This is a genomic window from Nonomuraea sp. NBC_00507 (assembly GCF_036013525.1).
GTDB lineage: Bacteria > Actinomycetota > Actinomycetes > Streptosporangiales > Streptosporangiaceae > Nonomuraea.
On the sequence record NZ_CP107853.1, the window covers coordinates 4327494 to 4341587 of the forward strand.

General features: G+C 72.2%; 13 protein-coding genes. 3 read left to right on the forward strand and 10 right to left on the reverse strand.

Going from position 1 to position 14094, the window contains the following annotated elements; all coding sequences use genetic code 11:
• Positions 1-13 precede the first annotated feature (13 nt).
• Positions 14-826, forward strand: a complete 813-nt coding sequence (locus OHA25_RS21480; RefSeq protein ID WP_327589284.1) for an AMP-binding protein — start codon at positions 14-16, stop codon at positions 824-826.
• Here the strand turns inward: OHA25_RS21480 and OHA25_RS21485 are convergent.
• The 9 genes from OHA25_RS21485 to OHA25_RS21525 form a co-directional block, all read right to left on the reverse strand.
• The gene (locus OHA25_RS21485) at positions 784-1788 is read right to left on the reverse strand and encodes a 2-hydroxyacid dehydrogenase (protein WP_327589285.1); all 1005 of its coding nucleotides are present in this window, start codon (positions 1786-1788) and stop codon (positions 784-786) included. The genes OHA25_RS21480 and OHA25_RS21485 overlap by 43 nt on opposite strands.
• Positions 1785-2405 (reverse strand): histidine phosphatase family protein, encoded by a 621-nt coding sequence (locus OHA25_RS21490; RefSeq protein ID WP_327589286.1) that lies wholly within the window; start codon positions 2403-2405, stop codon positions 1785-1787. Before OHA25_RS21490 ends, OHA25_RS21485 begins: the two co-directional genes overlap by 4 nt.
• The gene (locus OHA25_RS21495) at positions 2402-3841 is read right to left on the reverse strand and encodes an FGGY-family carbohydrate kinase (protein WP_327589287.1); all 1440 of its coding nucleotides are present in this window, start codon (positions 3839-3841) and stop codon (positions 2402-2404) included. The genes OHA25_RS21490 and OHA25_RS21495 overlap by 4 nt, the downstream gene beginning before the upstream one ends.
• Complete coding sequence (locus OHA25_RS21500) at positions 3838-5307, reverse strand: FGGY-family carbohydrate kinase (protein WP_327589288.1); 1470 nt, start codon at positions 5305-5307, stop codon at positions 3838-3840. Before OHA25_RS21500 ends, OHA25_RS21495 begins: the two co-directional genes overlap by 4 nt.
• A complete protein-coding gene (locus OHA25_RS21505; RefSeq protein WP_327589289.1) occupies positions 5307-6587 on the reverse strand; it encodes a sugar ABC transporter permease in 1281 nt (426 codons plus the stop codon). The genes OHA25_RS21500 and OHA25_RS21505 overlap by 1 nt, the downstream gene beginning before the upstream one ends.
• A complete protein-coding gene (locus tag OHA25_RS21510; protein ID WP_305916573.1) occupies positions 6584-7354 on the reverse strand; it encodes an ATP-binding cassette domain-containing protein in 771 nt (256 codons plus the stop codon). Before OHA25_RS21510 ends, OHA25_RS21505 begins: the two co-directional genes overlap by 4 nt.
• On the reverse strand, positions 7354-8445 hold the full coding sequence (locus OHA25_RS21515; RefSeq protein WP_327589290.1) for an ABC transporter substrate-binding protein: 1092 nt from the start codon (positions 8443-8445) through the stop codon (positions 7354-7356). The genes OHA25_RS21510 and OHA25_RS21515 overlap by 1 nt, the downstream gene beginning before the upstream one ends.
• A gap of 145 nt (positions 8446-8590) precedes the next feature.
• Positions 8591-9559 (reverse strand): sugar-binding transcriptional regulator, encoded by a 969-nt coding sequence (locus OHA25_RS21520; protein ID WP_327589291.1) that lies wholly within the window; start codon positions 9557-9559, stop codon positions 8591-8593.
• 91 nt (positions 9560-9650) lie between these two features.
• A complete protein-coding gene (locus tag OHA25_RS21525) occupies positions 9651-10844 on the reverse strand; it encodes an MFS transporter (RefSeq protein ID WP_327589292.1) in 1194 nt (397 codons plus the stop codon).
• A 64-nt stretch (positions 10845-10908) separates the two neighbouring features.
• On the opposite strand from OHA25_RS21525, the gene OHA25_RS21530 reads away from it, so the two are divergent.
• Positions 10909-11898: a winged helix-turn-helix domain-containing protein gene (locus tag OHA25_RS21530; protein WP_327589293.1), complete on the forward strand. Its 990-nt coding sequence runs from the start codon at positions 10909-10911 to the stop codon at positions 11896-11898.
• On the opposite strand, the gene OHA25_RS21535 is transcribed toward OHA25_RS21530, so the two are convergent.
• Positions 11867-12844, reverse strand: a complete 978-nt coding sequence (locus tag OHA25_RS21535; RefSeq protein ID WP_442942129.1) for a LacI family DNA-binding transcriptional regulator — start codon at positions 12842-12844, stop codon at positions 11867-11869. The genes OHA25_RS21530 and OHA25_RS21535 overlap by 32 nt on opposite strands.
• A gap of 70 nt (positions 12845-12914) precedes the next feature.
• Here OHA25_RS21535 and OHA25_RS21540 point away from each other — a divergent pair, with 70 nt between their 5' ends.
• Positions 12915-14087 (forward strand): CynX/NimT family MFS transporter, encoded by a 1173-nt coding sequence (locus OHA25_RS21540; protein ID WP_327589294.1) that lies wholly within the window; start codon positions 12915-12917, stop codon positions 14085-14087.
• The last annotated feature ends 7 nt before the right edge of the window (positions 14088-14094 follow it).

Below are 14094 nucleotides of genomic sequence, written 5' to 3' on the forward strand. Positions count from 1 at the left end.
TACGTTGGCGGATATGCGGCCCGACGCCTCGGCCACCGTGATCAACGAGGTGTTCCACCGGGCCTACGAGCGCGGTGACCGGCCGGCGCTGGTCGACCTGCGCGGCGGCCACGTCTACGGTTATCGGCGGCTGGTGACCGAGGTGACCAGGGCGGCGTCCGGGCTCGTGCGCTGGGGCGCCAGACGCGACCAGGTCGTGGCCGTGCACGTTTCGACGGCGGGGGCGCAGACGCTGGCCGTGCACACGGTGCTGGCGGCCGGAGGGGTGGCGGCGCCCATCGACCCCGCGCTCGGCGCCGAGGCCATGGCCGCCTGGCTGCTGGCCTGCGACGCACGCACCTTGATCACCACACCCGACCTGGCCGAGACGGCGAGGCAGGCGGCGCGCGGATCCCAGGTGCGGCAGGTCGTCTCGCTCGGTGCGGCGCTCGAGGCGATCGACTTTCGCGCCCTGCTCACGCTGGAGCCCACCGCGCTGCCCGCGCTCGACGCCGCGCGCCAGGACGCGTTGCTGCTGGCCGACGGCCGCCGCATGTCGCACGCGGCGCTGCTGGCCAGGATGGCCGAGCTCGACCGGCCCGTACGCCTGGCCGAGTCCGACGTGGTGCTGACCACGTGGCGGCCCGACGGCGGCTGCGACCTGCTCGCCCTCGTCGGTCTCGGCATGTCGAAGGGCGCTCTGGTGGTGGCCGCAGGTGATGATCTACCCGGCGGCATCCAGGACTTCGCCGTCACCGTGGTGGCGGGCACCGAGGGCAGGCTGCAGCGCGTCCGCAGGAGCGGTCAGGGGGTGGCAGGGTGGAGGAGCGGCTCGCCGCGCACGTAGCGGGCCACGTCCGCGGCCACGATCGCGGCCGCCTTCATCGCCGTCTCCTTGCTGGCCCCGGCCAGGTGCGGGCTCATGATCAGGTTCGGCGTCGTGAGCAGGCGCGAGCCCGGCGGGATCGGCTCCTCGGGGAAGACGTCCATCGCGGCGCCGAACAGGTGACCGGAATCCAGCGCGTCGCACATCGCGTCGTAGTCGAGCAGCGCGCCGCGGGCGCAGTTGACCAGGACCGAGCCGCGCGGCATGGTGGCGAGCTCGGCCGCGCCGATCATGCCGGCGGTCTCGGGGGTGGCGCGGGCGTGCAGGGAGACGAAGCGGGAGCGGCGCAGCAGCTCGTCGAGCTCCACCCGGCCGGGCACGTCGACGTACGGGTCGTGGACGAGGACGCTCGCGCCGAAGCCCTCCAGCATGCGGGCCACGCGGCGGCCGATCGCGCCGTAGCCGACCAGGCCGACCGTGCTGCCGTCCAGCTCGGGGCCGACGTTGTCGTACATGTAGTAGTCGCCCCGCCACACGCCTGCGGCCAGATCGGCGTGGGTCTGGGGGATCCTGCGGGTGGCGGCCAGCAACATGGCGAGCGTGTGCTCGGCGGTGGCGACCGCGTTGCGGCCGGGCGCGTACGTCACCGCCACGCCGGCCTGCGCCGCCGCCTCCAGGTTCGCGTTCACCGGGCCGCCCCGGCTGACGCAGAACAGCCGCAGGTCGGGAGAGGCGTCCAGGACCCGCTTGGTCAGCGGAGCCATCTGGGTCACGCAGACCTCGACACCGCGGAGCGCCTCGATCAGCTCGTCCTCCACGTCCGACGCCTCGTCCACCTCGCCGACCCGGCCGAACGGCTCCACCGGCCAGGGCAGCGTCAGCTCGCGGATGTCCACCTCGCCGGGGACCTCGCGCCTGAGCGCGTCGACGAGCAGGCGGTTCTGGACGAAGTGGTCGCCTGCGACAAGGACTCGGGTGGTCAACGAACGGCTCCAATCGGGGAGTTGTACTGCAGCAACGCGGCCCGCCCGCCCGCATCACGCAGACGCAGCTCGGTCAGCGCGCAGTTGTCCAGACGTGGAAACAACCGCCGGTACTCGCCGAGCGGCACGCCGATCAGCCGGCACAGGGTCAGCCTGATCGCGGTCGTGTGCGCGACCACCAGCACCCGGCCGCCGGATTCGGCGGCGGCGATGTCGTGCAGGGCCGCGACGAAGCGGGCGGCGGCCCCGTGGGGGTCCTCGCCGCCGGGCAGCGGGTGCCCGGCGGGGTCGGCCTCGAAGGCGGCGCGTGCCCCGGGGAACCGTTCGGCCATCTCGGCCGAGGTCAGGCCCTCTCCCTGGCCGAAGTCCAGCTCGCGCAGCCGGGGGTCGGTCCGGAGCGCCACGCCGGCTTTGGCCGCGCTCGCCTCGGCGGTGATCCTGGCGCGGCTGAGTGTGGAGGACCACACCGCCGACAGACCCGCTCGTGCCGCCCATTCGGCCAGCTGGGCGGCCTGGGCGTGGCCGCGCGGGGTGAGCTCGATGTCGCTGACGCCGGCGTAGCGGTTCTCGGCGTGCCAGACGGTCTCGCCGTGACGGACGAGCACGAGGTCGGTCATCGGGCAGTCCTCTCGCGGGCGTGTCGCGCGGCCTGCTCCTGAAGCCAGCCGCGTCGTTCCAGCTCGGCGACGAAGCGCAGGTACGGCTCACGCAGGTCGGTGCGCGACGGTTCCACTGTCGCGCGGGTCCTGATCATCCGGCTGGGGTCCCCGCCGGCCAGGACGGCCATGCCCAGCGCGGGTTCGGCGTTCTCGCGCAGCGTCACGGGACGTCCCAGGACGTCCGCCCTCAGCTGGTTCCAGAAGGCGCTGCGCGTGGCGCCGCCGGTCAGGATCACCTCGCCGTCCACGGGAGCGCCGAGGAGGTCGAGGTGGTCGAAGCAGAGGCGCTCGACGAAGGCCGCCCCGAGGAGGATGGCCGCATAACGTTCGACGTCGTCGGCCGGTTCGCCGAGCGTGAAGGTCTCGGCGGCTGGCGCGTCGAACGGGAAGCGCTCACCGCGCGACACGAGCGGGTAGGTCACGGGCACGGAGAGGAGCCTTTCTCCAGACGTGACGCGCAACCGCGCCGTGGCCTGCGTGCTCAGCGCGTCCAGATCGCGGCCGGGCAGGTCGCGGGTCAGAGCGCCCGCGCCTGTGCTCGAAGCGCCGCCGGGCAGCCAGGAGCCGTCGGGGGCGCGGTGCGAATACACCACGCCGAGCGGGTCGTGGAGCAGCTCCTTCGTCACGCCCTTGAGCACCAGCGTCGTGCCCAGCACCGAGTTCCAGCTGCCGGTCCGGGTGGCGCCCGCGCCGAGCTGGGCCGCGCAGCCGTCCGTCATCCCGGCGATCACCGGTGTGCCCGCCGGGAGGCCGGTCTCCTCGGCGGCCGCCGCGCAGACCACCCCCAACCGGGTGCCCGGACGTACGACCTCGGGGAGGATCTCCGGAGGCACCAGGTCCAGCACCTCGGCGGGCCAGCGCTCCTCGATCAGGTCCACACCGGTCTTGAGCGCGTTGCTCAGGTCCGTAGGCACCTCGTGCCCGGTCAGCCGCCGGTTCACGAAGTCGTTCTGGTGCGCCGGCCGGGCCCCGGCCGGCGCGTCCCTGAGCAGCCACAGCAGCTTCGGCAGCGCCCAGTTGGGCTGCATCCGGCGGTAGCCGAGCCGCTCCCACACCCCCGCGCCCACCTCGTTGACCCGTTCGGCGTCGGCGCGGCGGTCGTCGTACATGAGCGCCGGGGTCAGCGGCCGGCCGGCCGTGTCCGTGAGCAGGATCGTTCCAGAGGTGGCGGCCACGGCCACGCCCGCCACCAGGGAAGAGGGCACGTCGCGCAGCGCCTCGCGGGTGGCGGAGGCCAGCGCGCGCCACCACTCCTCGGGGTCCTGCTCGTGGCGGGGCCCGTCGCGGCGGCTGGTCAGCGGGCGGCCGGCCGCGCCGAGCACCTCGCCGCCCTCGCCGACGGCCATCGCTCGCACGCTCTGCGTGCCGAGGTCGATGCCGATCCAGACGCTCATGAACGGCCCCTCAGCTCGCCCAGCAGCGGCCACGAATCGGCGTTGGCCTCGCGCAGGGTCAGGAAGTCGGCGAACATCCGCGCGTAGAAGTCCTGCCGCCCGGGGTCGGGCTCGATCGCGTCGCGCAGGCGTACGTGATCGGCGGCCGCCGCGGCCACCGACGGCGCGGCGCCCGTCGCGGCCAGGCCCACCAGGTACGCACCCCGCGCCCCCACCTCGGCGTCGGCTGAGCGCCGCACCGGCAGCCCGGTGACGTCGGCGATCATCCCCAGCCAGGCGGCGTTGGCCGATCCGCCTCCGCACACGCGCAGCTCCGTGGGCGCGGCGCCGGTGGCCGCCAGGCAGTCCTTGATCACCATGGTGAGCCCTTCGAGTGCCGCCCGCGCGACGTGCTCACGGCCGTGCTCGAACGACATGCCGAGCATCGCGCCCCGGGCAAGGGGGTCGGTGAAGGGCGCCCGCTCGCCGGCCGGCGACAGGTAAGGCAGGAACGTCAGCCCGCCCGCTCCCGGCGCGCTCAGCCCGGCCAGCTCGCCCAGCTCCGCAGGCTCGCGCAACCCCAGCAGGCGGCACGTCCACTGCACCACCTCCGTGCCCGCGAACGTGGGGAAGGCCCGCAGGTAGCCGCCGGGCAACGCGATCGTGATGCCGATCGGCTCGCCGTCCAGCTCGGGAGAGCCGACGACGACCTCGGTGCACAGCGTGGTCCCGAGGATGCCGCACGCCTGCCCGGGCGCGACCGCGCCCGCGCCCAGCGCCGTCGCGGCGATGTCGTACGGGGCCATGACGACCGGCGTCCCCGGGGTCAGCCCCAGCGCCCGCGCCGCTTCCGGGGTGAGCTCGGCGACGGGGCAGGAGCGGATCGGTGGAAGGAGCCGCTCGGCCTGCTCCAGGCCGAACAGGGTGAGCAGGTCGGGGGAGTACGCCCGTGCCCGCAGGTCCATGAACGGAGCCGAGGCGTCCGACTCATCCGCCACCAGCTCCCCGGTCATCTTCACGAAGATCCAGCCGCCGCAGGTGAGCATGGCGGCCGACCGGTCCAGCCGCCGGGGGTCGTGGGCGCGCAGCCAGGTCAGGATCGCGTGCGGCAGTCCGGAGGCGGCCGAGGAGCCGTTGATCCGGAAGGCCGCCGCGGCCCGTCCCTCCCGCGTCCAGGAGTCCACGGTCGCCGCCGCGCGGGCGTCGTTCCACAGGATGGCCGGACCGGTGGGTTCGAGATCCGCGCCGACCAGCCAGCAGCCGTCTCCCTGGGCCGTCACGGCCAGGAAGTCGACGTCCCCGGTCGCGACCTCGCGGACCGTGGCCGCGACCGCGTCCCAGACCGCGCGCATGTCCTGCTCGGCGTGGCCGGGCGCGGGCCTGGACACCACGGTTTCGCGCCGGGCGACGGCCGACTCCGCGCCCGCGGCGTCGTACGCGACCGCCTTGATGACGGTGGTCCCCGCGTCCACGCAGATGATCGCCATCAGGCCCTGCCGTGGGAGGTCCTCGACCGGCGCGACACGGAGTCGACGATCACCGCGAGCAGCAGCACCGCACCGGTGACCACGAACCGGATCGAGGAGTCGAGGTTGAGCAGCGTGAGGCCGCTGGAGATCGACTGGATCACGATGATCCCGAGCAGCGCGCCGAAGGCCGTGCCGCGCCCGCCGAACAGGCTCGTCCCGCCGATCACGGCCGCCGCGATGGCGTTGAGGTTGACGTCGCCCGCGCCGCTGCTCTGGTTGGCCGCCGCGAGCCTGGCCGCGGCCAGGATGCCGCCGACGGCCGCGAACGTCGAGCACAACACGAACACCGAGGTGTAGATCGCCTTGACGTTGATGCCCGCCCGGCGTGCGGCCTCCACGTTGCCGCCCACGGCGTAGACCGCCCGGCCCCATTTCGTCCGCGACAGCAGGTAGTGCATGATCAGCACGAGCGCGACGAAGAAGACGAACATCCAGCCGACGCCGCGCGTCTGGCCGAGATACCAGACCACGAAGGCCAGCACCGCCAGCAGCGCCGCGCTCCTGAGCGCCAGCGTGGACACGCTCCTGGCCGACAGCCCCGCCCGGCGCCGCTCCCGCGCGTGCAGGTAGCCACTGGCGAACAGCCAGACCGCGGCGATCACCGCGAACGTGTACGACAGCCAGGCCGGCACGAAGTCCAGCTGCGCGAAGTTCACCAGTCCCGAGTCGAACGGCAGGTTGATCGACCCCTTCGTGCCCAGCACGTACAGCTGGAGCCCGAGGAAGCCCAGCAGACCGGCCATCGTGATCACGAAGCTCGGCACGCCGAACCTGTTGAACAGCTGCCCGTACACCCAGCCGATGACGGCGCCCATGATGACCGAGGCCGCGATGGCCAGCCAGACCGGCAGCCCCTCGCCCACGAACAGCACCGCGAGCACCGCGCCCGACAGCCCGCTCACCGAGCCGACCGACAGGTCGATCTGGCCCACGAGCAGCACGCACACGATGCCGAGCGCGATGACGCCGACGGCGGCCGATTCGAGGGTGAGGTTCACCAGGTTCGCGCTGGACAGGAAGACCGGGTTGAGCACCTGCAGAACCGTCCAGATGACCACGAGCCCGACCACGACCGGGATGACGCCCAGGTCGCCGCCGCGGGCCCGCTCGACCACGTCGGCGAGCGCGCCGCGCAGCCCGTCGCGGTCTTGGAGCCGCTCGTCCTGCCGGTCGGTCGCCGCGCTCATGGCCTCACCCGGTGAGGCGGGCTCGGTCGCCGCATGCCGTCGCGTGCTCATGAGGGCTTCCTTTCCTGCGCCCGAGCCGCCCGCTGGGAGACCGCGTTGTCGCTGGCGCCGGTGATGGCGGCGATGATGTCCTCGGTGGAGACCTCGCCCACGTCGAACACGCCGTTGTTGCGGCCGAGCCGCAGCACCGCCACGGTGTCGGCGACGGCCTTCACATCCGCCATGTTGTGGCTGATCATGATGACGCCCAGGCCGCTCTCCCGCAGCCGCTCGACCAGGTTGAGCACTTCGGCCGTCTGCGCGACGCCGAGCGCGGCTGTGGGCTCGTCGAGGATGATGACCTTCGGGTCGCCGAGCAGCGACCTGGCGATGGCGACCGTCTGCCGCTGGCCGCCGGACAGCGCCGCGACCGGCACCCGCACGCTCGGGATCTTGGCTGAGAGCTGGCGGAGCAGCTCCCACGAGCGGGTCTCCATGGCCACGTCGTTCAGCCGCAGCGGGCGGACCTCCTGGCCGAGGAACAGGTTCTGGATGACGTTGAGGTTCTCGCACAGCGCCAGGTCCTGGAAGACGGTGGCGATGCCGAGCTTGTGCGCGGCGGCCGGCGTGGGGATGTCGACCTCGCGGCCCTCGAAGGTGATCGTGCCGGAGTCCTGCGGGTGCACCCCCGACAGGATCTTGACCAGCGTCGACTTGCCCGCGCCGTTGTCGCCGACGACCGCGACGACCTGACCGGCGGCCACGTCGAGGTCCACGCCGGTGAGCGCGGCCACCGCGCCGAAGGTCTTGCTGATTCCGCGGAGCGAAAGAACGTTCATCACTTGATTCCGAGCTCGGCACAGCCCTTGGCATACGCGCCCGTGCAGATCTCGGCGGCCTTCATGATGCCGCTGTCGAACAACACTTCCTTGATGTTCTCCTTGGTCACGACCGTGGGGGTGAAGAGCTCGGACGGCGTGTTGTAGAGCGTGGTCTTGCCGGCGGGCTTCTTGCCCTGCATGAACTCCCAGGCCACGTTCGCCGACGCCTCGGCCACGATCTTGATGGGCTTGGAGATCGTGTTGTACTGGTCGCCGGCGATGATGCGCTGCGCGGCGGCCGGCTCGGCGTCGTTGCCGGTGATCGGCGGCACCTGCACACCCGCGGCCTTGAACGCGGCGATCGAGCCGCCGCCGGTGCCGTCGTTGGCCGCGACCACGCCGGCGATCTGGTCCTTGAACTGCGTGATCTGGCCGCTCACCCAGGTCTGCGCCTTCTCCGGCTGCCAGTCGGGGGTGTCGTACTCGGCCAGCAGCTTGAAGCCGCTCGGGTCGACCGCGCTGTGGATGCCCTTCTTGATCAGCCCGGCCGCGGCGTCCGTCGGGGAGCCGTTGACCTGGAGGATCCCGCCCTCGGCGTTCTCCTTCTTCAGGTGGTCCACCAGGGACTGGGCGATCATCGCGCCGATCTTCTCGTTGTCGAACGAGATGTAGTAGTCGGCCGGTGTGGCCGGGATCGGCCGGTCGTAGGCGATGACCGGCACCTGCTGCGACTGCGCCGACTTGACGATGGTGGCCGCGGCGGCGGAGTCGACCGGGTCGAGCACGATGGCCTTGACGCCCTGGGCGAGCGCGGAGTTGGCCTGCTGCTGCTGCTTGGCGGCGTCGGAGTCGGCGTTCTGGTAGATGACCTCACACGTTGGGCACAGCTGCTTCATCTTCGCTTCGAACAGCGGCTTGTCCTGCAGCTCGTACCTGGTCGACGCGAGGTCGGGCATGAGGAAGGCGACCTTGGCGTTCTGCAGGTCGCCGCCACCGGTGCCGCCGGTGTTCCCGCCGGCTGAGCCGGAGCCTGAGCCGCACGCCGCCAGTGTCGAGGCCAGCACTGCCACTGCGGCGAACGCGGAGGTCCGCATCTGAGCTCTGTTCACGGATTCGTTCCTCACTCGCTATGTCCTCGCGGACGGATCCAAACGCTCGCTGCCCCCGAGACACGGGGATGCCCTCACGTGAGGGGAAATCCCGTGGTGCGGCACACGTTAGCGCGCGTTCAGAAACTTTGTCCAGCACAGATGTTCAGAGCTGGCGAGCGGCTGCCACCAGGCCTTCCGCGGTGGGCGTATCCGTGACGAGCTGCTTGAAGTAGCCGCCCCTGGCGCCGGCGACGATCGACAGGACCTTCTCCGCGCCCACGGCCACCGCGATCACGGCGGGGATGCGGCGCAACTCCTCCAGCTTCGTGGCCACCAGCCGCTCGCCGCCCGGATAGGTGATCGGGGCGCCGTTGCGGTCGTAGACCCGCATGCACACGTCGCCCACGGCCTCGCGCAGGCTGTCGGCGTCGCGCGGCATGAGCGAGGGCACCATCTGGCGCATCAGCGGCGGCGAGCCGACGCCGACGATCGCGCACTTGGCGTGCGCCCACAGGTCCATGACGCGGCGTACGGACGGCTCGTGCTGCAGGGAGTAGAAGAGTTCGGGGCCGGGCAGGGCGGGGGCGTAGAGGTAGGCGGGCACGCCGCCGACGCGCTCGGCCAGGATGCGGGTGGTCTCGTTGGTCTGGAACCAGGGCTGCGGTTCCTCCTGCCCCCCGACCGCGGGCGCGATCGTGACGCCGGGGAAGCGGCCGAGCCCCTCGCGGGCGCACTCGTAAACGGTGCTGCCAGAGGAGACGAGCACGACGTCGCCGGATGCCAGGCCCACGGCGGCCAGCGCGCGGGCCATGCCGGGCGCCAGCCAGGGGCCCAGCGCCGGGCCGCTGACCTTGGGCACCAGGAAGACGCGCTCCAGGCCGAGCGCCTGCGCGACCTCGTCGGCCAGCGGGCCCTCCGCCAGCGCGGCGGGACGGTGCACCTTGATCTCGACGATGCCCTGCTTGCGCGCCTCGGTGAGCAGCCTGCTCACCGTCGCCCTGGAGACGCCGAGCCGCTGGGCGATGTCGCCCTGCGTGGCGTCCTCCATGTAATACTGCTGCGCCGCCGCGTACATCAGCTCATGCGGGAACCTGGCCTGCTGCGCGTCCGGGGCGACGTCGGCGGCATTCATGCACGCGCTCCTCGTGAACAAGCTTGCTGAACTGATGTGCAACGACTATACCCGTGTGCTCTCCGGAGAGAAGGCTAGTCGTTGATCATGATCAGCGGGCCGGCTGCGGTGCGGGAGACGGGCGCAGCACGCCGGCCAGCGCCAGCGCCACCAGGATGCCCCCGCCGCCCGCGACCGCGATCGCCGGGCCAGGCCCGATCGCCTCGCCCAGCACCCCGACCAGGGCCGCGCCGACCGCCTGGCCGGTCATCAGCCCGGCGGACTGCAGCCCGAACGCCTGCCCGCGCACCTCCTCGGGCACCGCGTCCACGAACCGCCGCTGCAACCCCAGCTGGTACGCCAGCCCGGCCGTCGCCACCCCCGCCAGCACGGAGGCCCACACGACCTCCGGCCCGAACGCGTAGCCGATCCAGGGGATCCCCAGGAGCAGTGCCAGGGGCAACGACAACCGCTCGCGCAATGTCGGCGCCGCGAAGCGGCCGACCGCGAACTCGCCGACCGCCATACCGGCCGCGGCGGCCGCCAGCACCACCCCGGCCTGTCCCTCCCCGCCCATGTACGGCACCACCATGGCCTCGGCCCCGGCCAGGCACACACACGGCACCCAGCCGGCCAGCAACAGCCCGCGAACCCGCCCGTCGGCCAGCAGCCGCCGGTTGACCCGCAGCGTCTCCCGTACCGCACCGCCGTTGGCCGCACCCCGCGCCGGCCCGTACGGCAGTCCCACCCGCAGCACCACGGCGGCCACGACCGACAGGCCCGCGGTGACCGCCAGCGCCCCGGAAGGCCCGGTGAACCCCAGGAACGCGCCCCCGACGGCCAGCCCGGCGATCTGCGCGCTCGCCGAGGCGACGTTGAGCACCGAACGCCCGAGCACGAACGCGTCACCCGGCAGCACCTCGGGCAGCATCGCCGCCCGTGCCGCGAAGAACACCGGCGAGAACAGCCCGGTGACCAGCACGAGCGCCAGCAGCCCCCACACCGGCAGCCCCGCGTACGCCAGCAGCAGGCACGTGACCGCCCTGACCAGCTCGCCGGCGATCATCAGCGCCCGTGGCGGCATCCGGTCGGCCAGCGACAACAGGAACAGCCCGCCCAGGATGAACGGCAACCACCCGGCCATGTACGCCGCGGCCGACAGCCCGGGCGAGCCGGTCCTCTCGTAGACCAGCACGGCCAGGGCCAGCATCTTGATCATGTCGCCGGCGATGAGCAGCACGAAGCTGCCGAACAGCACCCGGAACTCCCTGACGGCGAATACCTCGCCGAACGTCGCACCCTTCATGGGACCGATGCTGCGAGCGCCACAGCCATCGGGCGACTTTTTCGGATATAACCGAAAGGTGGTCGTGAGCATCGAGGTCACTCCGCAGGACCTGGTGGCCAGCAGGTTCGCCATCTCGCCGCTGATCGAGACCATGCACGCCCAATGGGTGCTTGCCGGCCGGGCCGAGGCAGGCGTACACGGCCAGTGGGTCCGGCGGTGGCGGGAGACCTACCGCGAGGTCGTGCGCGATCATCCGGCACTCCGGGCGGCCGGGGCGATCAGCGGCAACATGGGCGACGCGAACGTCGACTTCATCGCCCCTCCGCCCACGACCGTGGACGTGCCGTTCGAGGGAGAGCTGTCGTCCATGCGCGCCACGCCGCTGGAGCAGGCGCACGAGGAGATCGCCAGGGTACTGGCCGAGCGGCGGGTTCCTGACGGGGTCAGGGATCTGCTGCTGGGTCCGGACGTGGTCGAGCTGCTCGCGGACGCGTACGAGGCGCTGTGGACGAAGATCATCTCCCACGAGTGGCCGCGATTCCGGGCGATCCTGCAGCGCGACGTGGCCCAGCGGGCGGGACGGCTGGCCGCCTATGGCTGGGAGGCGGCCCTGGAGGATCTCAGCCCCCGCGTTCACTGGCAGCGCAGCGGGCGCATCGAGCTCGAAATGAGGTCGATCAGCGGGCCCCGCAGGCTGGGCGGCAAAGGGCTGCTCTTCCTGCCGTCGGCCTTCATGCGCACCATCGCCGTCTACCTGGAGGACGCCTGGCCATACGCGATGATCTACCCCGCCAGAGGAATCGCGGCCGCTCCCGAGGCGCCTGACGCGGACCTGTCGTCGCTGATCGGCCGCAGCCGCGCGCTCATCCTGGCCGAGCTCGCCGAGCCGGCCACGACCACGCAGCTCGCGGCCCTGCTCCGGCAGAGCGTGGGCACCACGGGCGAGCACGTCGCGGCGTTGCGCAGGACGGGGCTGATCACCGGCACCCGTACGGGCCGCAGCGTCCTCTACGCACGCACGCCGCTCGGCGACGCCTTGATCAAGGGAGCTCGCCCGAGCCGCGTGGAATGAGGCGCACGGGGAGCTGGATGTGCTCGGGCGGCCCCACGTCGCCGCGCAAGCGGCGGAACAGCAGCTCGGCCGCCACCCTTCCCATCCAGGACGGATCCTGCGCCACGACCGTCACCCCAGGTTGGAGCAGGTCGGACAGCTCGAAGTCGTCGAAGCCCACCACCGCGATCGGCCGGCCGGCCAGCGCCCGCAGCGTGGTCACGGTGTAGCGGCTGTTGCCGGTGAACAGCGCCGTCGGAGGCCTGTCCAGGGCGAACATCCTGTCCAGGTCCGCCCGCACCCCCTCCAACGTGGGCGGGCGCATGGAGACCAGCCGCGGGTCGTACAGGCCGCCGAGAGCCTCCCGGTAGCCGCGGTGCCGCTCGGCGGCGGTGTAGATCGCCAGGTCGTCGCCGAGGAAGGCGATGCGATGATGCCCGTGCCCGAGCAGGTGGCGGATCGCCTGCTCGGCCCCTCCCGCGTTGTCGGCGAGCACGGTGTCCACGTCGAGTCCCGCCCCCGGCGGCCGGTCCGCGAACACCACCTTCGTCCCCGCCTCCAGCTCCGGTCGCAGGTATGTGTGGTCGTTCCCGGCCGGCACCACGATGAGCCCGTCCACCCGGCGGGTGAAGAAGGTCTCGACCAGCTCCCGCTCCCTGACCGGCTCCTCTCCGGACGAGCCGGTCAGCAGCAGGCAGTCGTGACCGATCACCACGTCCTCCACGGCCCTGCTCAACCCTGAGTAGAACGGGTCGGCGACGTCCTCGATGACCAGCCCGACCGTGGCCGTCCTGCCCCGGCGCAGCACCCGCGCGCTCTCGTTGCGGCTGTAGCCCAGCCGGTCGATGGCCGCGCGCACCCGCTCGGCGGTGGCCGGGTGCACGCCCGGCTCGCCGTTCACGACGCGCGAGACGGTCTTGAGCGCCACGCCCGCCGCCGTGGCGACGTCCTTCATCGTCGGTCTCACGCCAGGATCATGTCTCACCAGGTAGGGGACAGACAACGTTGTCAGGGCGGCTGTGCCAGAGTGGTCCCCTATGTCGTTGAGATCCGCTGTGCTCGTGGCCGGATTCATCCTGGCCGCGCTCAACCTGCGGCCCGCCATCGCGGGCGTCTCCCCGCTTCTCGACGAGATCATGAACGATGTCGGCCTCTCGCCCGCGGGCGGTGGCGCGATCACCACGGTCATGGTGATCTGTCTGGGCGTGTTCGGCCCGGTCGCGCCGCTGCTCGCGCGGCGCATCGGGCTCGACCGCATGCTGCTGGCCGGGCTGCTCGTCATCGCCTCAGGCGTCGCGCTGCGCGCTCTCGGCGGCGCGCCGGTGCTCTACCTCGGCTCCGCCCTGGCCGCCACCGCGATCGCCGCCATGAACGTGGCCATGCCCGCCGTGGTCAAGCAGCACTTCCCGCTCCGGATCAACCTGATGACCGGCGTCTACGTGTCCGCAGTGGTGGCCGGCGCCGCCACCGCCTCCGCCGTGATGATCCCCCTCGAGCACGCCACCGGGTACGGCTGGCGCGGCGTCTCGGCGCTCCTGGCCGTGCCCGCCCTGCTCGCGGCGCTGCTCTGGCTGCCCCAGGCCCTCGCCAAGCAGGCCGGAGCGCAGAACGGGCCCAGGCCGATCGGCATGGTCCTGCGCAGCCGCGTGACCTGGTACGTCACCGCCCTCATGGGTCTGCAGTCGCTCACCTTCTACGTCGTCCTGGCCTGGCTACCGACGATCTTCCTGGACCACGGCCTCCCCGCCGACCAGGCGGGCTACCTGCTCAGCCTCACGAACCTGGTCCAGGTCGCCACCGCGCTCGCGGTCCCGGTGCTGGCCGGGCGGCGGGCCTCGCAGGTGCCGTACGTGGTCGGGGCGGGCCTGCTGACCGTGGCCGGTTACCTCGGCGTGCTGCTGGCCCCGTTGGCCGCGCCGTGGTTGTGGATGATCGTGCTCGGCGTCGGCCAGGGCGCGTCCTTCGCGCTCGCGCTGCTCATCATCGCCCTGCGACCGGCCGACCCCGCCACGGTGACCGCGTTGTCGGCCGTGGCCCAGTCCGTCGGGTATGTGATCGCGGCACTGGGGCCGATGATGTTCGGGCTCCTGCGGGAGGTCTCCGGCGGCTGGTCGGTGCCCTTGATCGCGGTGCTGGGGGTGCTGGCGGTGCAGATCTTGGCTGGCTGGTTCGCCGGCCGCCCTGCTACTTTAGGTAAGGCTAACCTTTAGGGGAGGG

What these genes read in the sequence shown, in the direction of transcription:
- OHA25_RS21525 (WP_327589292.1), bottom strand. Translation starts at nt 10,844, where the DNA reads ATGAAGGGTGCGACGTTCGGCGAGGTATTCGCCGTCAGGGAGTTCCGG.
- OHA25_RS21480 (WP_327589284.1), top strand. Translation starts at nt 14, where the DNA reads ATGCGGCCCGACGCCTCGGCCACCGTGATCAACGAGGTGTTCCACCGG.
- OHA25_RS21510 (WP_305916573.1), bottom strand. Translation starts at nt 7,354, where the DNA reads ATGAACGTTCTTTCGCTCCGCGGAATCAGCAAGACCTTCGGCGCGGTG.
- OHA25_RS21520 (WP_327589291.1), bottom strand. Translation starts at nt 9,559, where the DNA reads ATGAATGCCGCCGACGTCGCCCCGGACGCGCAGCAGGCCAGGTTCCCG.
- OHA25_RS21505 (WP_327589289.1), bottom strand. Translation starts at nt 6,587, where the DNA reads ATGAGCACGCGACGGCATGCGGCGACCGAGCCCGCCTCACCGGGTGAG.
- OHA25_RS21500 (WP_327589288.1), bottom strand. Translation starts at nt 5,307, where the DNA reads ATGGCGATCATCTGCGTGGACGCGGGGACCACCGTCATCAAGGCGGTC.
- OHA25_RS21490 (WP_327589286.1), bottom strand. Translation starts at nt 2,405, where the DNA reads ATGACCGACCTCGTGCTCGTCCGTCACGGCGAGACCGTCTGGCACGCC.
- OHA25_RS21540 (WP_327589294.1), top strand. Translation starts at nt 12,915, where the DNA reads ATGTCGTTGAGATCCGCTGTGCTCGTGGCCGGATTCATCCTGGCCGCG.
- OHA25_RS21495 (WP_327589287.1), bottom strand. Translation starts at nt 3,841, where the DNA reads ATGAGCGTCTGGATCGGCATCGACCTCGGCACGCAGAGCGTGCGAGCG.